The 19,540-nt window shown below is 70.8% G+C and carries 18 protein-coding genes; 7 read left to right on the top strand and 11 right to left on the bottom strand.

The window, feature by feature from the left end; all coding sequences use genetic code 11:
* Positions 1 to 107: 107 nt before the first annotated feature.
* From folB to ACZ7KF_RS23580, 3 genes are all read left to right on the top strand, one after another.
* Positions 108 to 467, top strand: coding sequence for a dihydroneopterin aldolase (folB, locus tag ACZ7KF_RS23590; protein ID WP_225824906.1), 360 nt, complete (start codon positions 108 to 110; stop codon positions 465 to 467).
* Positions 464 to 1,075, top strand: a complete 612-nt coding sequence (gene folK / locus ACZ7KF_RS23585) for a 2-amino-4-hydroxy-6-hydroxymethyldihydropteridine diphosphokinase (RefSeq protein ID WP_471078315.1) — start codon at positions 464 to 466, stop codon at positions 1,073 to 1,075. The genes folB and folK overlap by 4 nt, the downstream gene beginning before the upstream one ends.
* A gap of 73 nt (positions 1,076 to 1,148) precedes the next feature.
* Positions 1,149 to 1,637: a DUF3180 domain-containing protein gene (locus tag ACZ7KF_RS23580; protein ID WP_471078312.1), complete on the top strand. Its 489-nt coding sequence runs from the start codon at positions 1,149 to 1,151 to the stop codon at positions 1,635 to 1,637.
* A gap of 25 nt (positions 1,638 to 1,662) precedes the next feature.
* On the opposite strand, the gene folE is transcribed toward ACZ7KF_RS23580, so the two are convergent.
* The 6 genes from folE to dacB all read right to left on the bottom strand — a co-directional run bounded on the left by folE (position 1,663) and on the right by dacB (position 9,295).
* Positions 1,663 to 2,268, bottom strand: a complete 606-nt coding sequence (gene folE / locus ACZ7KF_RS23575) for a GTP cyclohydrolase I FolE (protein WP_471078309.1) — start codon at positions 2,266 to 2,268, stop codon at positions 1,663 to 1,665.
* 129 nt (positions 2,269 to 2,397) lie between these two features.
* Positions 2,398 to 4,437, bottom strand: a complete 2,040-nt coding sequence (gene ftsH, locus ACZ7KF_RS23570; RefSeq protein WP_471078306.1) for an ATP-dependent zinc metalloprotease FtsH — start codon at positions 4,435 to 4,437, stop codon at positions 2,398 to 2,400.
* A 195-nt stretch (positions 4,438 to 4,632) separates the two neighbouring features.
* Positions 4,633 to 5,193 (bottom strand): hypoxanthine phosphoribosyltransferase, encoded by a 561-nt coding sequence (gene hpt, locus ACZ7KF_RS23565; RefSeq protein ID WP_471078303.1) that lies wholly within the window; start codon positions 5,191 to 5,193, stop codon positions 4,633 to 4,635.
* Between the two features lie 112 nt (positions 5,194 to 5,305).
* Entirely contained in the window at positions 5,306 to 6,313 is a 1,008-nt protein-coding gene (gene tilS, locus ACZ7KF_RS23560; RefSeq protein ID WP_471078300.1) for a tRNA lysidine(34) synthetase TilS, read from the bottom strand.
* Positions 6,314 to 6,504: 191 nt separating this feature from the next.
* A complete protein-coding gene (locus ACZ7KF_RS23555; protein WP_471078297.1) occupies positions 6,505 to 7,638 on the bottom strand; it encodes a zinc-dependent metalloprotease in 1,134 nt (377 codons plus the stop codon).
* A 76-nt stretch (positions 7,639 to 7,714) separates the two neighbouring features.
* Positions 7,715 to 9,295, bottom strand: coding sequence for a D-alanyl-D-alanine carboxypeptidase/D-alanyl-D-alanine endopeptidase (dacB, locus tag ACZ7KF_RS23550; RefSeq protein WP_471078294.1), 1,581 nt, complete (start codon positions 9,293 to 9,295; stop codon positions 7,715 to 7,717).
* 124 nt (positions 9,296 to 9,419) lie between these two features.
* On the opposite strand from dacB, the gene ACZ7KF_RS23545 reads away from it, so the two are divergent.
* Positions 9,420 to 9,911, top strand: a complete 492-nt coding sequence (locus ACZ7KF_RS23545) for an inorganic diphosphatase (protein ID WP_046730908.1) — start codon at positions 9,420 to 9,422, stop codon at positions 9,909 to 9,911.
* Positions 9,912 to 10,045: 134 nt separating this feature from the next.
* The gene (locus tag ACZ7KF_RS23540; RefSeq protein WP_471078291.1) at positions 10,046 to 11,701 is read left to right on the top strand and encodes a threonine/serine exporter family protein; all 1,656 of its coding nucleotides are present in this window, start codon (positions 10,046 to 10,048) and stop codon (positions 11,699 to 11,701) included.
* A 40-nt stretch (positions 11,702 to 11,741) separates the two neighbouring features.
* Here the strand turns inward: ACZ7KF_RS23540 and ACZ7KF_RS23535 are convergent, their stop codons facing one another.
* A complete protein-coding gene (locus tag ACZ7KF_RS23535) occupies positions 11,742 to 12,827 on the bottom strand; it encodes a DedA family protein (RefSeq protein WP_471078288.1) in 1,086 nt (361 codons plus the stop codon).
* A gap of 212 nt (positions 12,828 to 13,039) precedes the next feature.
* Complete coding sequence (locus ACZ7KF_RS23530) at positions 13,040 to 13,804, bottom strand: MerR family transcriptional regulator (protein WP_471078285.1); 765 nt, start codon at positions 13,802 to 13,804, stop codon at positions 13,040 to 13,042.
* A gap of 110 nt (positions 13,805 to 13,914) precedes the next feature.
* Here ACZ7KF_RS23530 and ACZ7KF_RS23525 point away from each other — a divergent pair, with 110 nt between their 5' ends.
* Positions 13,915 to 15,201: an ion channel protein gene (locus ACZ7KF_RS23525; RefSeq protein ID WP_471078282.1), complete on the top strand. Its 1,287-nt coding sequence runs from the start codon at positions 13,915 to 13,917 to the stop codon at positions 15,199 to 15,201.
* Positions 15,202 to 15,229: 28 nt separating this feature from the next.
* Entirely contained in the window at positions 15,230 to 16,636 is a 1,407-nt protein-coding gene (locus ACZ7KF_RS23520) for a glutamate decarboxylase (protein WP_471078279.1), read from the top strand.
* On the opposite strand, the gene ACZ7KF_RS23515 is transcribed toward ACZ7KF_RS23520, so the two are convergent.
* From ACZ7KF_RS23515 to ACZ7KF_RS23505, 3 genes are all read right to left on the bottom strand, one after another.
* Positions 16,633 to 17,274 carry a PadR family transcriptional regulator gene (locus ACZ7KF_RS23515; protein WP_471078276.1) on the bottom strand — a complete coding sequence of 214 codons (642 nt, stop codon included), beginning with the start codon at positions 17,272 to 17,274 and terminating at the stop codon, positions 16,633 to 16,635. The genes ACZ7KF_RS23520 and ACZ7KF_RS23515 overlap by 4 nt on opposite strands.
* 22 nt (positions 17,275 to 17,296) lie before the next feature.
* On the bottom strand, positions 17,297 to 17,845 hold the full coding sequence (locus ACZ7KF_RS23510) for a DinB family protein (RefSeq protein ID WP_471078273.1): 549 nt from the start codon (positions 17,843 to 17,845) through the stop codon (positions 17,297 to 17,299).
* A 178-nt stretch (positions 17,846 to 18,023) separates the two neighbouring features.
* A complete protein-coding gene (locus ACZ7KF_RS23505) occupies positions 18,024 to 19,484 on the bottom strand; it encodes an aldehyde dehydrogenase family protein (protein ID WP_471078270.1) in 1,461 nt (486 codons plus the stop codon).
* Positions 19,485 to 19,540 lie beyond the last annotated feature (56 nt).

Here is a 19,540-nt window from a genome sequence, read left to right as displayed (position 1 = left end):
CCGCAGCCCGGCTTTGTCGGTGCCCGCAGGTAGATTCGTCAGAGACCGGTGTGCCGCCCGCACGCGGTACGTGCCGGTCGTTCCCGACGATTGCAGGAGTGATTCGCGTGGATCGTGTCGCGCTGCGCGGCCTCAAGGCCCGCGGGCACCACGGTGTCTTCCCCAAGGAGCGCGAGGAGGGGCAGACCTTCATCGTGGACCTCGTCCTCGGCCTGGACACCCGACCGGCCGCGGCCGACGACGACCTGGCGAAGACCGTGCACTACGGCATCGTGGCCGAGGAGGTCGTCGCCGTGGTCGAGGGCGAGCCCGTCGACCTCATCGAGACCCTCGCCCAGCGGATCGCCGACACCTGCCTGAAGCACGAGGGGGTGCAGGAGGTCGAGGTCTGCGTCCACAAACCGGACGCGCCGATCACCGTCCCCTTCGACGACGTGACCGTCACCATCACCCGGAGCCGAGTATGACCCGACCTTTCCGCCAGGGTCACAGCGACCCGACCGTCCAGCCGGTGCCCGCCTCGGTCGTCGAGCAGGTGGACGCCGCCGACACGACGCTGAGCAACCCCAAATGGGCCGTGATCTCCATCGGCTCCAACCTCGGCAACCGCCTGGAGACCCTCCAGGGCGCCGTCGACGCCCTGGAGGACACTCCCGGCGTCCGCGTGAAGGCCGTCTCCCCGGTGTACGAGACCGAGCCGTGGGGCGTGACGCCCGGCAGCCAGCCCTCGTACTTCAACGCGGTCGTGGTCCTCAAGACGACCCTGCCCCCGGCCTCCCTGCTGGAGCGGGCGCACGCCGTCGAGGAGGCCTTCCACCGCGTCCGGGACGAGCGCTGGGGACCGCGCACGCTGGACGTCGACATCGTCGCCTACGCCGGCGTCACTTCGGACGACCCGCAGCTCACCCTGCCCCATCCTCGGGCCCACGAGCGGGCCTTCGTGCTCGCGCCCTGGCACGACGTGGACCCGCAGGCACAGCTTCCCGGCCGTGGCACGGTGTCCGAGCTGCTGTCGGTCATCACCCGTGAAGGTGTGGCACACCGCGCGGACCTGGAACTCCGGCTGCCCGAGTAGTCGTTAAGGTCGAGACGGTTCAAGACCAAGACGGCCACCGTCCGGGACGGTCCGGGGGAACTGAAGGGACACCGTGAGAGAGCTGCGCATCAGGGTGCTGGCAGGCGTGTTCGTCGTGGCCGGCGTCCTGTCCTGGGCGGGCGCCCGCCTCTGGAACTCGGCCGGGACCCTTCCCAGCGTCCCCCTGGCCGCCCCCATCGTCCTCGCGCTGATCGCGGTGGTCCTGCTGTCGACGGCGCTCTCGCTGCGCGCCCGCCTCAAGGCCCAGCGCGAGCGCCGGCCCGGCGCCAAGGGCGTCGACCCGCTGATGGCCGCCCGTGCGGTCGTCTTCGGCCAGGCCAGCGCCCTGGTCGCGGCCCTCGTCGCCGGCATGTACGGCGGCACGGGCGTCTTCCTGCTGGAGCTGCTGGACTTCCCGGCCCGCCGGGACCAGGCGATCTACGCCGGATTCTCGGTCCTGGCCGGCCTCGGCGTGATAGCGGCGGCCCTGTTCCTGGAGCGGGTCTGCAAGCTCCCGGAGGACGACGACCAGAACCACACGGGAGCGGAGCCGGTGGCCTGACCTCCGGCCCCGCTCACCGGCGTGGTCAGCGCGCCATGATGAGGCTCATCGCCTCGTTGCGCGTCGCCGCGTCCCGCAGCTGACCCCGCACGGCGGACGTTATGGTCTTCGCGCCCGGCTTGCGGATGCCGCGCATGGACATGCACATGTGCTCGCACTCTATGACCACGATGACGCCCCGCGGCTCCAGGATCTCCATCAGGGAGTCCGCGATCTGCGTGGTGAGGCGTTCCTGCACCTGCGGCCGTCGGGCGTAGACGTCCACGAGACGGGCCAGCTTGGACAGGCCGGTGATCTTGCCGGTCTCGGACGGGATGTAGCCGACGTGGGCGACGCCCCGGAACGGCACCAGATGATGTTCACAGGTCGAGTACACCTCGATGTCCTTCACGAGGACCATCTCGTCGTGCCCCAGGTCGAACGTCGTCGTCAGGACGTCCTCGGGCCGCTGCCACAGGCCCGCGAAGATCTCCTTGTAGGCCCGCGCGACCCGCGCCGGCGTCTCCCGCAAGCCCTCGCGGTCCGGGTCCTCGCCGACCGCGATCAGCAGTTCGCGTACGGCGTTCTCGGCGCGCTTCTCGTCGAACTCGCCGATGGAGCCCTCGCCGTCCAGCGTCACCGGGTCGGTCATCTGGTCCCTCGTTCCTGTGCCTTTCACGCGCGCACACGCGTGCCGTCTGCGGACATACGAAATGCCGCGCCCCCCAGGCTAGAACCTGGGGGGCGCGGCAGTCATTCCGGCCCTGTGGCCGGAAAGCGGTCAGCTCTCGGGGCGGTCCTCCGGGGTCTGCTCCGTCACCGGGGCGGACTCCGAGGCCGTCGACTTGGCCGTGCTGATGGCCGCCGTCGCGCCGTTCGCCCCGTTGGTCAGTGCCAGCTCCTTCGGGGAGAGCACCGGCGGCCGGGTGGACGGGGTGCGACGCGAGGAACCGGTCCAGGCGGGCCGCGGCGGGCGCTTGACGATGGGGGCGAAGATCTCGGCGATCTCCTCCTTGCCCAGGGTCTCCTTCTCCAGCAGCTGGAGAACGAGGTTGTCGAGCACGTCGCGGTTCTCGACCAGCATCTCCCAGGCCTCGTTGTGCGCGGTCTCGATGAGCTTCTTGACCTCTTCGTCGACCAGCGCGGCGACCTCTTCCGAGTAGTCGCGCTGGTGAGCCATCTCACGGCCGAGGAAGGGCTCGCTGTTGTCGCCACCGAACTTGATCGCGCCGAGGCGCTCGGTCATGCCGTACTGCGTGACCATCGCGCGGGCCAGGTTGGTGGCCTTCTCGATGTCGTTCGCGGCGCCGGTGGTCGGGTCGTGGAAGACCAGTTCCTCGGCCGCCCGGCCGCCCAGCATGTAGGCGAGCTGGTCGAGCATCTCGTTGCGCGTGGTCGAGTACTTGTCCTCGTCCGGCAGGACCATCGTGTAGCCGAGAGCACGGCCGCGGGACAAGATCGTGATCTTGTGGACCGGGTCGGCGTTCGGCGAGGCCGCCGCGACCAGGGCGTGACCGCCCTCGTGGTACGCGGTGATCTTCTTTTCCTTGTCCGACATGATCCGGGTCCGCTTCTGCGGGCCCGCGACCACGCGGTCGATCGCCTCGTCCAGCGCCCTGTTGTCGATCAGCTTCTGGTCGCCACGGGCGGTGAGCAGCGCGGCCTCGTTCAGCACGTTGGCGAGGTCGGCGCCGGTCATGCCCGGGGTGCGGCGGGCGACGGCGGACAGGTCGACGTCGGGCGCGACCGGCTTGCCCTTCTGGTGGACCTTGAGGATCTCCAGGCGGCCCTGCAGGTCCGGCGGGTCGACCGCGATCTGCCGGTCGAAGCGGCCGGGGCGCAGCAGCGCCGGGTCGAGGATGTCCGGACGGTTCGTGGCGGCGATCAGGATGACGCCGCCCTTGACGTCGAAGCCGTCCATCTCGACGAGCAGCTGGTTCAGGGTCTGCTCGCGCTCGTCGTGACCACCGCCGAGGCCGGCGCCGCGGTGGCGGCCGACCGCGTCGATCTCGTCCACGAAGACGATCGCCGGGGCGTTCGCCTTGGCCTGCTCGAACAGGTCACGGACACGGGAGGCACCGACACCGACGAACATCTCGACGAAGTCGGAACCGGAGATCGAGTAGAACGGGACACCGGCTTCGCCTGCGACCGCGCGAGCGAGCAGGGTCTTGCCGGTACCCGGGCGGCCGTAGAGCAGCACGCCCTTGGGGATCTTGGCGCCGACGGCCTGGAACTTGGCCGGCTCCTGCAGGAACTCCTTGATCTCCTGGAGTTCCTCGACGGCCTCGTCGCAGCCGGCGACGTCGGTGAAAGTGGTCTTCGGGGTGTCCTTGGTGATGAGCTTCGCCTTGGACTTGCCGAAGTTCATGACCCGGGAGCCGCCACCCTGCATCTGATTCATCAGGAACAGGAAGACGACCACGATCAGGACGAAGGGCAGCAGGGAGAGCAGGACGCCGACGAACGGGTTCTGCTTGGACGGCGAGACCGTGTAGCCGTCCGTGATCTGCTTTTCCTGGAACTTGGCCTGCAGCGTGCCGGCGAGCTGCACACCCTGGTCGCCGATGTAGCTCGCCTGGATCTTGGAGCTGCCCTCGACCTTGTAGCCGTCCTTGAGTGTGACCTTGATGCTCTGTTCGTCACCGGTGGTGAGCTTGGCCGACTCGACCTTGTTGTCGTTGATCGCCGCCACGACCTGGCCGGTGTCCACCGTCTTGTAGCCGCCGGACGAGCCGACGACCTGCATCAACACGACCACGGCAAGGACGGCCAGCACGATCCACATGACCGGCCCACGGAAGTATCGCTTCACGTCCATCCATACGGAGCGGTGTCGCCCCGTCCCTCCTGCCATAGTGAGTTTGATAAGACAGTTCTTCTGACGGTACCCCAGCATTGTGGCGCGAAGCCGCACGGAGCTGTTTCGACGGCTGGGAAACCCGTCTCTGCATGCTTCAACGGCGCGGACCCCGCTGGGGTTCCCGATCGTCCGGCCGGACTTGGGCCGACTGGCTCAGCCGCCGTAGACGTGAGGCGCGAGCGTACCGACGAACGGCAGGTTGCGGTACTTCTCCGCGTAGTCGAGGCCGTAGCCGACGACGAACTCGTTCGGGATGTCGAAACCGACCCACTCCACGTCGATGGCGACCTTGGCGGCGTCCGGCTTGCGCAGCAGCGTGCACACCTTGAGGGTGGCGGGCTCGCGGGAGCCGAGGTTGTTGATCAGCCAGGACAGGGTCAGACCGGAGTCGATGATGTCCTCGACGATCAGGACGTGCCTGCCCTTGATGTCGGTGTCCAGGTCCTTGAGGATCCGCACGACACCGGAGGACTGGGTGCCCGCGCCGTAGGAGGACACGGCCATCCAGTCCATGGTGACGGGGGTGGACAGCGCTCGGGCCAGGTCCGCCATGACCATGACCGCGCCCTTGAGGACACCGACGATCAGCAGGTCCTTGCCCGCGTACTCCGCGTCGATCTTCGCGGCCAGCTCGGCCAGCTTCGCGTCGATCTCTTCCTTGGTGATGAGCACCTGCTGGAGGTCGGCACCCATGTCTTTCGCGTCCACCCGCATCACTTTCGGTCGTCCCGCACTTACGGCCGCGTGTGCGGCCACCGGCTTCGGCCGCATCCACGGCCCACGGCTGCCCGGCCCGCCGGAGGATCCCTCCGGGAGAGGTCGGAAATCAGCCTTGCCGAATCACCAGTCTGCCACCCTGCCGCTGGGCGACGACTTTGCCCGGGAGATTGATGACTCCCTGGCCGCGCCAGCCCGTGATCAGGCGGTCGACTTCCTCGATGTGACGGGCGAACAGCGCGCCGGCCGGAGCGCCGGCCTCGATGGCCGCGCGGCGCAGGATGCGGCGGCGTACGGCGGGCGGGAGGGCGTACAGCTTGGCGCACTCCAGCAGCCCGGTGGCGTCCTTGACGGAGGCCTCGGCCTGCCTGGCCCAGGCGTCCAGGGCGTCGGCGTCGTCGCGGGAGAGCTGGGCGGTGCGCGCGAGCGCCTCGACGACGCCCTTGCCGAGGGCTTTCTCCAGGGCGGGCAGGCCCTCGTGCCGGAGCCGGGAGCGCGTGTAGGCCGGGTCGGCGTTGTGCGGGTCGTCCCAGACGGGCAGGGACTGGACCATGCAGGCCTTGCGGGCGGTCTGCCGGTCGAGGTGGAGGAAGGGCCGCCGGTAGCGGCCGCCGGCCCCCGAGACCGCGGCCATGCCGGACAGGGAGCGGATCCCGGAGCCGCGGGCGAGGCCCAGCAGGACGGTTTCGGCCTGGTCGTCGCGGGTGTGGCCGAGCAGGACCGCGGTGGCGCCGTGGCGTTCGGCGAGGGCGTCCAGGGCGGCATAGCGGGCGTCGCGGGCGGCGGCTTCGGGGCCTCCCTCGCGGCCGACGGTCACGGCGACGGACTCGACCGGGTCGAGGCCCAGTTGGCGCAGGCGCAGGACGACCTCGTCGGCGCGGAGGTCGGAGCCGCTCTGGAGGCCGTGGTCGACGGTGACCCCGCCGGCGCGGATGCCGAGCCTGGGGGCCTCGAAGGCGAGGGCGGAGGCGAGCGCCATGGAGTCGGCGCCGCCGGAACACGCGACGAGGACGAGCGGGGAGGGAGGCCGCTCGGCCGTCGGATGGCCGTTCAGGATGTCGTGGAGTACGCGGCGGACCGCCAGGCGTATCGCCGCGACCGCAGGATGGGGACCCATGTCCGGTTCCCTTCATGAAGTTTTCGGGGGGTGAGCCCGAGCCGGTCACTCAGAGTGTGTAGATGGTGACAGAAGCAGGCCGTTCCCCGAGCATTGCACGCCTACGCATGGCTCACGGTCCCTCGGACGGGTGATTGAAGGGGCGTTCGCCTGCCGTCGGCCGGATTCGCTTCACGCCTTCCCCGCGTCGTTCACGACTCGGCCTTGCGGTGCACCCGTGCGACCCAGTCCGCCGGTTTGGCGATCTCCGCCTTGGTGGGCAGGGTGTTGGGTGAGGTCCACACGCGGTTGAAGCCGTCGACGCCGACCTGGTCGACGACGGCCCGCACGAACCGCTCGCCGTCCCGGTACTGCCTCAGTTTTGCATCCAGACCCAGCAGCTTGCGCAGGGCGAGGTCCAGACGGGAGGCGCCCTTCGCGCGGCGCTGCTGGAACTTCTCACGGATCTCGGCGACCGTCGGCACGACGCTCGGCCCGACGCCGTCCATGACGTAGTCGGCGTGGCCCTCCAGCAAGGACATGACGGCGGTGAGCCGCCCCAGGATCTCCCGCTGGGCGGGGGTCTGCACCAGCTCCACGAAGGAGCGTCCGCCGTCCTCCTCCTCACCCTCGGGACGGCCGCCGACCAGCGACTGGGCGGCTTCCCGCATGCGCTCCAGGAAGGTCATCGGGTCGACGTCGGTCTCCGCCAAGAACGACTGGATTTCGCCCTCCAGGTGGTCACGCAGCCAGGGGACGGCGGTGAACTGGGTGCGGTGGGTCTCCTCGTGCAGGCACACCCACAGGCGGAAGTCGTGCGGTTCGACGTCGAGTTCGCGCTCCACGTGGACGATGTTGGGCGCGACGAGCAGCAGCCGGCCGGCGCCGTTCTCGCCGGCCGGGAGGTCGCGGGCGGCGGGGGCGAAGGTCTCGTACTGGCCGAGGACACGGGAGGACAGGAACGACAGGAGCATGCCGAGTTCCACACCGGTGACCTTGCCGCCGACGGCGCCGAGGACCGCGCTGCCCGGGTTGTCGCCGCGCCGTGCCTGCATCTTCTCCAGGAGCGGCTTGAGGATCTCCCGGAAGCCGGCGACGTTGGCCCGGACCCAGCCGGGGCGGTCGACGACGAGGACCGGGGTGTCGTGGATCTCCTCGGTGGCCATACGCGTGAAGCCCCGGACGTGCTCCTCCGCGGCCTTCGCGTGCCGGCGCAGCTCCGCGACGACGGCGCGGGCCTCGTCGCGGCTGACGTCGGGGCCGGGTCGTACGAGCCGGGTCGCGGTCGCCACCGCGAGGTTCCAGTCGACCATCCCGGGAGATGCGGTGCCACCGAAGCTCGTCATGTCGTCAACCGTACGTGAGCGGCCCCGCTCGGGGCAGGCCGTGCGGGGCCGGTGGCGGCGCGGGGACGGGCGCCTGTCACCCGGCGGCGTCCTGGCGGCAGCCGCATCCCGCCAGTGCCGTCGCCGTCCTGTCCAGGGCCGACTGGGCCCCCAGGGCGTCCGTCGTGTCGGAGGCCAGGAAGGCGAAGGCCAGGAGGTGGCCGTCCTGGTCCACGACCGTGCCGGCCAGGGTGTTCACGCCGGTCAGGGTGCCCGTCTTGGCGCGTACGACGCCGGAGGCCCCGTCGGTGTAGCGGCTGCTGAGCGTGCCGGTGAAGCCGGCCACGGGGAGGCCGGTGAGGACGGGGCGGAGGCCGGGGCGGTCCGGGTCGGCCGCCTTGGCCAGGAGGGCGGTGAGCAGGTCGGCGGTCAGCCGGTCGGCGCGGTCGAGGCCGCTGCCGTCGTGGAAGGAGGCGCCGGACATCGGCAGGCCGAGCCCCCGCAGCTGGGTGGCGACGGCGCCGGCGCCGCCGGCGAAGCTCGCGGGCCGGCCGCTCGCCAGGGCCGTGTGCCGGGCCAGGGCCTCCGCGATGTCGTTGTCGCTGTTCGTCAGCATCCGCTCGACCAGGGCGGACAGCGGGGGCGAGGAGACGGTGGCGAGGGTCTCCGCGCGCGTGCTGGCCTTGGAGGGGCCGGGGGGCGTGGTCGTGACGCCGGCGTCCTTCAGGAAGCCCGCGAACTTGGCCGCCGCGTCCGCCGCGGGGTCGCTCACCCGGGTCGCCGGGCCGGCGGCGGAGCCGTCGGTGCGGCCCTCGTCGACGGTGAGGGCGCTGACCGGGGCGAGGTTGTCGTTGACGCCGATGGGGTGCAGGGCGGGACCGGCGTAGAGGGTGGCGTCGTAGGACAGGGTGATCTTGTGGATGTTCCGCTTGCCCAGGGCCGTGGCGGTGTCGGCCGCCAGGGCGCGCAGGCCGGCCCAGCCGCCGGTCCTGGTGTGCGCGGTCAGGGTGGGGTCGCCGCCGCCGACGAGGACGAGTTCCCGGGTGTCGGGTTCCAGGGCGGTGCGGGTGGTGAGGCGGTGGTCGGGGCCGAGGGCGGACAGGGCGGCGACGGCGGTGGCGATCTTGGTGGTGGAGGCGGGGGTGAGGGCCTTGCCCGCGTCGTCGTCGTACAGGTGCTCGCCGGTCGCGACGTCGACGACGGCCGCCGCGTGGCTGCCGCCCAGCTCCGGGGCGTCGAGGAGGGGCCCCAGGACGTCCGAGAGGGCTTTTCCGTCCGGGGCGGTCTTCTTGGTGCCCACGGCGCCGGTGGTGCCGCCCAGGCCCGTCAGGACGGGCTCGGCGCTCGGCGCGGCCGGGGACGCGGTCACGGCCGTGCCGGAGCGGCCGTGATCTGCGCCACCTGACCGCTCCAGGGCGGCGGCCCGGTCCCGCTCGGCCGTACGCTGACCGGTGGCGTCCCAGGGACCGGCCAAGGTCACCGCTCCGGCGGCCAGCACCAGACCGGCCGTGGCGGCGCCCGCGGTGTACTGCCAGGTCCTGACGGTCCGCGGACGGGGGAGACGGGGGAGGTGCGCCGGTCCGACTCGCACGGCCTTCGCCAGCCGCGCGATCCGCGGCCCGGCTGCCGTCACCGCGCTCGCCAGACGCGGTCGTACGGCGTTCGCGATCCGCTGCACCTGCGGTCCCGCGGCTCGCCAAGGCCTCAGCTCTGGCACGACCACCAGCCCCTTTCGCGATCACACACCTGCGTGAGGGACACTTAACCACCAGAACTATGTGTTGATCATGGAGGAGCCACCGGTGGAGTTCGACGTCACGATCGAGATCCCGAAGGGTTCGCGGAACAAGTACGAGGTGGACCACGAGACCGGTCGGATCCGCCTGGACCGTCGCCTCTTCACCTCGACCGCCTACCCGACCGACTACGGCTTCGTCGAGAACACCCTCGGCGAGGACGGTGACCCGCTGGACGCGCTCGTCATCCTGGACGAGCCGACCTTCCCGGGCTGCCTCATCAAGTGCCGTGCGATCGGCATGTTCCGGATGACGGACGAGGCGGGCGGCGACGACAAGCTGCTGTGCGTCCCGGCCACGGACCCGCGTGTGGAGCACCTGCGCGACATCCACCACGTGTCGGAGTTCGACCGCCTGGAGATCCAGCACTTCTTCGAGGTGTACAAGGACCTGGAGCCCGGCAAGTCGGTCGAGGGTGCCAACTGGGTGGGCCGGACGGACGCCGAGGTGGAGATCGAGCGTTCGTACAAGCGCTTCAAGGAGCAGGGCGGCCACTGAGCCTTCCGCTCCCGGCGACGGGCCGCACGCGCACGCGTGCGGCCCGTTCGCATGTGCGCACACATGCGGCCCGGCTGGGTACGTGTGCGCATACTGATGCTGACGGAAGGTGTCATTCCAGGGAGCGGTGCGAGGTGACGGAGGCGGAGGACCGCAAGCCCCGGTCGGACGAGGCGCGGTACGACCCGGAGATCACGTCCGAGTTCGCCATTCCGGAGGGTCTGGACGTCCCCCGGGCCGGGGGCGAGGCGGAGACCACCTCGGAGTTCGCGGTGCCGGCGGGGCTGGAGACGCCCCAGCCGCCGAGCGCGGAGCCGGAGGGGTCGGCGTTCACCGCGCCGAAGACCTACAGCGCGCAGGACGGTCTGGTGGCGTTCACGCCCGCGACCGGGGTGCCGCTGGTCAGCCTGGTCAAGGACGCGCCCTGGCAGGACCGGATGCGCACCATGCTGCGCATGCCGGTGGCCGAGCGGCCGGCGCCGGAGCCGGTGCAGCGCGAGGAGGAGGGCGGCCCGGCCGTCCCGCGCGTGCTCGACCTGACCCTGCGTATCGGCGAGCTGCTGCTGGCCGGCGGTGAGGGCGCGGAGGACGTGGAGGCCGCGATGTTCGCGGTGTGCCGGTCCTACGGCCTGGACCGGTGCGAGCCGAACGTCACCTTCACGCTGCTGTCGATCTCGCACCAGCCGTCCCTGGTGGAGGACCCGGTGACGTCGTCCCGCACGGTCCGGCGGCGGGGCACCGACTACACGCGCCTGGCGGCCGTCTTCCGGCTCGTGGACGACCTCACGGACCCGGAGACCCATGTCTCCCTGGAGGAGGCCTACCGGCGGCTGGCGGAGATCCGCCGCAACCGGCACCCGTACCCCGGCTGGGCGCTGACCCTGGCGAGCGGGCTGCTCGCGGGTGCGGCCTCGGTGCTGGTCGGCGGTGACGTGATCGTGTTCGTGGCGGCGGCGCTGGGCGCGATGCTCGGCGACCGGCTGGCCTGGCTGTGCGCGGGGCGCGGGCTGCCGGAGTTCTACCAGTTCACGGTGGCCGCGATGCCGCCCGCGGCGATCGGAGTGGCGCTGACGCTGGCGCACGTGGACGTGAAGGGAGCCGCCGTCGTCACCGGTGGGCTGTTCGCGCTGCTGCCCGGACGGGCGCTGGTGGCGGGCGTGCAGGACGGGCTGACCGGCTTCTACATCACCGCCTCCGCCCGTCTGCTGGAGGTCATGTACTTCTTCGTCGGCATCGTCGTCGGGGTGCTGGTCGTCCTGTACTTCGGGGTGAAGGTGGGCGGCAAGCTGAACCCGGACGCGACGCTGGGCATCTCGGATCGGCCGCTGATCCAGATCGCGGCCTCGATGCTGTTGTCGCTGACCTTCGCGGTGCTGCTCCAGCAGGAACGATCCACCGTGCTCTGGGTGACCCTCAACGGGGGTGTCGCCTGGTCGGTGTACGGCGCGATGCGTTACGTGGGCGACATCTCGCCGGTGGCCTCCACGGCCGTGGCGGCGGGCCTCGTGGGGCTGTTCGGGCAGCTGCTGTCCCGGTACCGGTTCGCCTCCGCGCTGCCGTACACGACGGCGGCGATCGGGCCGCTGCTGCCCGGTTCGGCGACGTACTTCGGGCTGCTGTCCATAGCCCAGAACGACATGGACAAGGGCCTGGTGTCGCTGGCCAAGGCCGCGTCGCTGGCCATGGCCATCGCCATCGGGGTCAACCTGGGATCGGAGATCTCACGGCTGTTCCTGCGCGTGGGCTCCGCCAAGAAGCGCCGGGCCGCCAAGCGGACGAGGGGCTTCTAGCCCCCGGCGCGTCCTGCGCGCGGGCCGGCCGGCCCCCGCCTCACGGGGCGCGGTGGTCGCCCTGGTCGTAGTCGTACGGGTACTGCTGCTGGTCGTTGTACGGCTGCCGCTGCGGCGCGTACGGCTGCTGCTGTTGCCGCGGGGCGTAGGGCTGCTGTTGCTGCGGGGCGTACTGCTTTTGCTCCTGCTGCGGGGCGTACTGCTGCTGGTAGGGCTGCTGCTGGTACTGCTGGTCGCCGTACGAGTGGTCGCCGTACTGCTGCTCCCCGTAGTGCTGCTCGCCGTACTGCTGCTGCTCGCCGTACTGCTGCTGGTTCCAGTCCTGCTGGGGCTGCTGCTGGTGCTCCGGCTGCTGCTGGTGCTCCGGCTCTATGCGGCGCAGCCGGGTCGTCGCGTCGTCCATGACCGGCGGCTGCCGGTACGGGGTCTGCGGCTGGTACGGGGCCTGCTGCGGGGTGTGCTGCCGGGGGGCCGCCGGCAGGGGCTCCCCGGTGCGCTCGGCCTTCTTGTTCTTGCCGCGGGCCCGCAGGAACTCGATCGCGATCGGGATCACCGAGACGAGGACGATCAGGATGAGGATCGCCTCGATGTTGTTCTTGACCAGGCCGACGTTGCCGAGCCAGGAGCCGAGCAGGGTGACACCGGCCCCCCACAGGACGCCGCCGATGACGTTGAAGACCAGGAACGAGCGGTACTTCATGCCGCTGACGCCCGCGATGATCGGCGTGAACGTGCGCACGATGGGCACGAAGCGGGCCAGGACCAGGGACTTCGGGCCGTACTTCTCGAAGAACTCGTGCGCCTTGGTGACGTTCTCCTGCTTGAACAGGCGGGAGTCCGGGCGGTTGAACAGGGACGGACCGACCTTCTTGCCGAACATGTAGCCCGCCTGGTCGCCGAGGATCGCGGCGACGCAGATCAGGGCGATCGCGCCCCACAGCGGGAAGTCCAGGTCCCCGGACGTGATCAGCAGGCCGCAGGTGAACAGCAGCGAGTCGCCCGGCAGGAAGAAGCCGATGAGCAGGCCGGACTCCGCGAAGACGATGAGCAGCAGGCCCCAGATGCTGTACGTGTCGAGCAGATAGTTGGGATCCAGCCAGCTCGGGCCGAGGGCGAGTGTCATCACGGGTCCGGGCTCCTGAGGGGTGAAGGCGGCTGTACGTCGATGGGCTGCCGCACAAAGCTATCAACGTGATGTGACCGCCCCAGGTTCCACCGTCGGCTCCAGGACGCCCTGGGGGACTGCTGGGAGCAAGCTGTGACTCAGGGGCCCGGACACCGCGACCGGGCCGGGGGACGCCGGTGGTCCCGGTCCGGGCGAGGGCCCGGACCGGGACGTCAGGACGGGGAGTGCCGGGCGGTGTTCGCCACGATCGCGTCCCGCATGTACACGGCGAGGCCGGGCCGGATCACCTCGTACATCGCGGTGAAGCGCTCGTCGGCGACGTACATCTCGCCGAGGCAGGCGTGCAGCGCGTGCGCGCAGTCGTAGTACGCGCGCGTGATGAACAGCCGGTGCTCCTCGGCGACGTCCATGGCCGCCTCCGAGGAGGCGGGAACGCCCTCGGCGAGCAGACCGGCCATCCGGCCGTGGATCGCGCCCATCTCCTCGTTGATCCGCTTCCAGTCCTCCTTGGTGTACGAGGCGGTCCGGCGCTGCGACTCCCGGTAGGCCTCGGTGTCGCCCCAGCGCTCCTGCACCTCCTCCGCGTACTGGTCCGGATCCTGGTCCCCGAAGACCTCGAACTTCTCCTCCGGCGTCAGATTGATCCCCAACTTCTGTGCCTCCATGGCGTGCTCCACGGCCGCGGCCATCTTCTGCAGCTTCTCGATCCGGTCGGTCAGCAGGGCGTGCTGACGGCGCAGGTGGGTGCGCGGGTCCGCGTCCGGATCGTCGAGCAGGACCGCGATCTCGTCGAGCGGAAAGCCCAGCTCCCGGTAGAACAGGATCTGCTGGAGCCGGTCGAGGTCGGCGTCGCCGTAGCGGCGGTGGCCGGCGTACGTCCGCTCGCCGGGGGCCAGCAGGCCGATCTCGTCGTAGTGGTGCAAGGTGCGCACCGTGACTCCGGCGAACCCCGCGACCTGTCCCACGGAGTAGCTCACTTTCCGCTCCTTGTCGTCGGTACGCGTCCACGCTGAGGCCTCACGCGGCGTGAGGTGCAAGCCGGGTCCGCCGGGATGTTGTGTTCCTTTTGTCCGCTTATGGTGAGCCCGTGGCCCAGGAGACGACGCAGCCGGCGCCCCGGAGCGCTCCGACCGCCCCGGCACGGGCTCTGCTGCCGTTCATCCTGCCCGCGGTCGTCGTGGGGGTGGTCGCCAGCCTGGTCTTCGTCGGAGTGAGCACGGCCGCGGAGCAGCTCCAGCACGTGCTCTGGGGGCCCCTGCCCGACGCGCTCGGCGTGGGGCGCTACTCCGTCCTCTGGATGTTCGTCATGCTCGTGGCGACCGGGGTCGCCGTCGGGCTGGTGGTCTGGAAGTTCCCCGGGCACGCCGGTCCCGACCCGGCCACCCTCGGGCTGGAGGCCCCGGTCCTGCCGCCGGCCGTGCTGCCGGGCCTGGTGCTGGCCACCGGGCTGATGCTGGCCGGCGGCCCGAGCCTCGGCCCGGAGAACCCGATCATCGCCGCGAACGTGACCCTGGCCGCCTGGCTGGGCGGGCGTTTCCTGCCCCGGCACCCGGGCACGCTGTGGCCCGTGCTGGCCGAGGCCGCGACGATCGGCGCGCTGTTCGGCACGCCGGTGGCGGCGGCACTGGTCATCTCCGAGGCACTGGCCGGGCAGCCGACGCAGGGCCGGCTCTGGGACAACCTGTTCGCGCCGCTGACCGCCGGCGCGTGCGGGGCCATGACGACGACCCTGGTGGCCCATCCGACCTTCGACCTGGACCTGCCGCCCATGGGGCACCCGCGCGCGCGGGACCTGCTGGCGGCGCTCGTGATCGCCTCGGCGGCCGCGCTCCTCGGCATGTGCGCCGTCCGTGCCTTCCCCTACGTCCACGCGGGCTTCCGGCGGCTGCGGCACCCGATGCTGATGCTTCCGGCCGGCGGAGTCCTGCTGGGTGCCCTGGCGGCCGTGGGCGGCCATCTGACGCTCTTCAAGGGGCTGTCGGAGATCGGGGCGCTGGCCCGCGATCCGGAGGGCTGGTCGGCGGGGCAGTTCGCCGTGATGACCGTGGTCAAGCTGGCCGCGCTGCTCGTCGCCGCGTCCTGCGGCTTCCGGGGCGGCCGGATCTTCCCCGCGGTCTTCGTCGGCGCCGCCCTGGGCCTGTGCGCCCACGCGCTCGTGCCGGCCGTGCATCCCTCGCTGGGCGTGGCCACCGGGGTCCTGGGCATGCTCCTGGCGATCACCCGGCAGGGCTGGGTGAGCCTGTTCACCGCCGCCGTGCTGGTCGACTCGCCCAGCGTCCTCACCCTCCTGTGCACCGCCTCGCTGCCGGCCTGGCTGCTGGTGACGGGCCGCCCGCAGATGCAACTGCGCAAAGACGGCATTCCTCTCCGCTGACTCTCCTCTCCCTCTTGGAGGCACCCCCATGGCCCTGCACAAAGGTCCCGCGCAGCACGAGGAACGGAAGGTGTCGGTCAACCCGTTCTTCGGGGAGGCCAACCCGGTCGGCGGCATGGTCGAGGCCCCGCCCACGCACCGGCTCCCGGACGCCCCGCTGCCCCCGTCCACGGCATACCAGCTGGTGCACGACGAGCTGATGCTGGACGGCAACTCCCGGCTGAACCTGGCCACCTTCGTCACCACCTGGATGGAACCGCAGGCCGGGGTGCTGATGGCGGAGTGCCGGGACAAGAACATGATCGACAAGGACGAGTACCCGCGCACGGCCGAGCTGGAGCGGCGCTGCGTGGCGATGCTCGCCGACCTGTGGAACGCGCCCGACCCGTCGGCCGCGGTGGGCTGTTCCACGACCGGGTCGAGCGAGGCGTGCATGCTCGCCGGAATGGCGCTGAAGCGGCGCTGGACGAAGCGGAACGCGGACCGGTATCCGGGCGCGCGGCCCAATCTGGTCATGGGCATCAACGTCCAGGTGTGCTGGGAGAAGTTCTGCAACTTCTGGGAGGTGGAGGCCCGGCTGGTGCCGATGGAGGGCGACCGCTACCACCTGGACCCGCAGGCCGCCGCCGAACTGTGCGACGAGAACACCATCGGGGTGGTCGGGGTCCTCGGCTCCACCTTCGACGGCTCCTACGAGCCGGTCGCCGAGCTGTGCGCGGCCCTGGACGCCCTCCAGGAGCGCACCGGGCTCGACGTCCCGGTGCACGTGGACGGCGCGTCCGGCGCGATGGTGGCGCCCTTCCTGGACGAGGACCTGGTGTGGGACTTCAGGCTGCCGCGGGTGGCCTCCATCAACACCTCCGGGCACAAGTACGGGCTGGTCTACCCGGGCGTGGGCTGGGCCCTGTGGCGGGACGCGGAGGCACTGCCGGAGGAACTGGTCTTCCGCGTCAACTACCTGGGCGGGGACATGCCGACCTTCGCGCTGAACTTCTCCCGGCCCGGCGCCCAGGTGGTGGCGCAGTACTACACGTTCCTGCGGCTGGGCCGGGAGGGCTACCGGGCGGTGCAGCAGTCCACCCGGGACGTGGCGACCTCGCTCGCCGGGAAGATCGAGGCGCTCGGCGACTTCCGGCTCCTCACCCGCGGGGACGAGCTGCCCGTGTTCGCGCTGACCACGGCCGAGGGCGTCACGGCGTACGACGTCTTCGACGTCTCCCGGCGGCTGCGCGAGAGCGGCTGGCTGGTGCCCGCCTACACCTTCCCGGCGAACCGGGAGGACCTGTCGGTGCTGCGGGTCGTGTGCCGCAACGGCTTCTCGCACGACCTGGCCGACCTGTTCATGGACGACCTGACCCGGTTGCTGCCGGAGCTGCGCCGGCAGCAGCACCCGCTGTCCCGGGACAAGGAGGCGGCCACGAGCTTCCACCACTAACGCGAGTCGTCCGGGTGCCGCTCCCCCGTGGCGTACGGGTTGTCCCGGCCCTCGGCGAGCACGCCGACGAACGGTTCGCCCTCGCCCGCGAAGGTGTACGCGCCGTTGTCGATGCGCTCGATCAGGCCCCGGGTCCAGGCGGCCTCGCCGTCGGCCGCATGGACCCACATCTTCATGATCTCCCCGATGTGGCCGAGCTTCTCCGGGCCGTCCTCGGGGATGTAGTGCTCGGTGACGGAACCACGCCACTCGGCCAGCCTGCGCAGCCGCTCCCGGAGCAGGGCCACCACCTCGGCGCGCTCCAGGTCGACCATGAAGCCGATGGCCGCGGAGAGCATGTCGATGCTCCGGTCGCGGGCGACCAGGGCCTCCCTCAGGAGCGTGAAGTACTCCTCGGTGCCCTGCTCGGTGACCTCGTACTCGGTACGGGGCGGGCCGCCGGCCGTGGACGGGGCGATCTCGTGCGCGCGCAGCAGTCCCTGCCGGGCCATCTGCTTCAGGGCGTGGTAGATGGAGCCCGGCTTGGCGTGGGACCACTCGTGCGCGCCCCAGTACTCCAGGTCGGTGCGGACCTGGTAGCCGTGGGCCCGCCCGTGCTGGCGGACCGCGCCCAGCACCAGGAGACGGATCGCTGACATGGGGTCCAGGTTAGGACCCCGGTCACGCCCAGGAGCCGCCCTGCTCCTGGGCCACCAGCTCGAACGCGGTCCTGCCGTCCAGGGACTCCCGGATGATGTCGGCGTGCCCGGCGTGCCGAGCCGTCTCGCGGATCAGGTGCAGACACAGCCAGCGCAGCGAGACACGGCCCTCCGGCGGGAACCAGGGGTCGGGCGGCAGCGGGAAGGAGTCGTCCAGGCTGGGTGCGGAGCGGATGAACTTCTCCGTCTCGGCGGCGACCTGTTCCCAGTACGCCAGTTGCGAGGCGACCGTCTCGTCGCCGACCAGCTGGAAGGTCTCGTGCCAGTTCGACTCGTCGCGGTGCACGGCCGGAGGCTCCTGCCTGGCGCGGGCGATCCAGCTCTGCTCCACCTCGGCGACGTGCTTGAGCAGGCCCCCCAGGGACAGCTCGCTGGCGCTGGGGCGGGTCCGGGCCTGCTCCTCGGTCAGCCCGAGCAGCGCCCGGCGGATCCCGCCACGCTGTTCGTCGATGAACGCGAGCAGCGCTCCCCGCTCGTCGCCCTGTGCCTCCGCCGGAACGTGCATGACCATGGCTGCCGCCTTTCGTCGGGCCGTGCGCCGGGGGCGTTTCCCCGACACCTGAAAGCTACGGGCCATTGAGGTCAGATCCTGTCCTCAATGGCCCGTCACTTCGCGGAGAAACGCCCGGGCCGTACCGCCGGCCGACGGTACGGCGGGAAACGGCTGGAGACGGTACGGCGGGAAACGGCTAGAAGGGGAAGCCGCTGCGGCCGTGCTGCACCGAGATCCACTTGATCGTGGTGAACGCCTCCAGCGTCGTCTCGCCGTTGAGTCGGCCGAGGCCGGAGTGCTTCTCGCCGCCGAAGGGCACGATCGGCTCGTCGTGGACGGTGCCGTCGTTCACGTGGAACATGCCGGTGTCGATCCGCTTGGCGAAGGCCACGCCGCGCTCGATGTCGCCCGTGTGGACGGCGCCGCTGAGGCCGTAGGGGGTGTCGTTGACGATCCGGACCGCCTCCTCCTCGCCGTCGAAGGGGACGAGGAAGACGACCGGGCCGAAGATCTCCTGCTGGAGCAGCGCGGAGTCGGCGGGGATGCCGGTCAGCACGGTGGGCTCGACCAGGTTGTTGGTCGTACCGCCGTGCACCAGGGCGGTGGCGCCCTCGGCGAGCGCCTGCTCGACGGCGCCGGAGATCGCGCCCGCCTGCGCGGAGTTGATCACCGGGCCGATCACGGTCTGCGGGTCGCGCGGGTCGCCGACCTTCAGGGTCCGCACCTTGGCGACGAACTTCTCGGTGAACTCGTCGGCGACGGAGGCGTCCACCAGGACCCGGTTGGCGGCCATGCAGACCTGGCCCTGGTGCACGAACCGGCTGAAGACGGCCGCGTCCACCGCGTAGTCGAGGTCGGCGTCGTCCAGGACCACCAGCGCGCTGTTGCCGCCCAGTTCGAGGACCGAGCGCTTGAAGTTCCGGGCGCACACGGTGGCGACATGGCGGCCGATCTTGTCGGAGCCGGTGAAGGAGATGACCTTCGGGACCGGGTGCTCGATGAACGCGTCGCCGATCTCGGCGATGTCGGTGACGACCACGTTGAGCAGGCCGCCGGGCAGCCCGGCGTCCTCGAAGATCTTCGCGATCAGGGTGCCGCCGGCGATCGGGGTGTTCTGGTGCGGCTTGAGCACCACGCCGTTGCCGAGCGCGAGGGCCGGGGCGACCGACTTCAGCGACAGCAGGAAGGGGAAGTTGAAGGGGCTGATCACGCCCACGACACCGACCGGGACCCGGTAGACGCGATTCTCCTTGCCCTCGGCCGGGGAAGGCAGGATCTTGCCCTCGGGGCGCAGCGCGAGGTGGATCGACTCGCGCAGGAACTCCTTGGCGAGGTGCAGTTCGAAACCGGCCTTGACGCGCGTGCCGCCCAGTTCCGCGATGATCAGGTCGGCTATCTCCTGCTCGCGGTCCTCTATCAGACGCAGCGCCCGCTCGAAGACCGCACGCCGGGCGTAGGGATTGGTCTCGGCCCACTTCCTCTGGGCGCGGGCGGCGGCCCGGTACGCCTGGTCCACCTCGTCGACCGTGGCCACCGTGATCGAGGCCAGCTTCTCGTCGTCGTAGGGGTTGAAGTCGATGACGTCCCAGGACCCGGTACCCGGTCGCCATTCACCGTCGATGTACTGCTGGGCCAGGTCGCTGAAGTAGGACGACATGTGATCCCTCAATCACTAGCGGAGCCAGATCCCGGTCACGGTCTGATCACACGTCA

The sequence above is a fragment of the Streptomyces sp. NPDC038200 genome (assembly GCF_055600785.1).
This window is presented reverse-complemented; position numbering and strand designations above follow the sequence as displayed.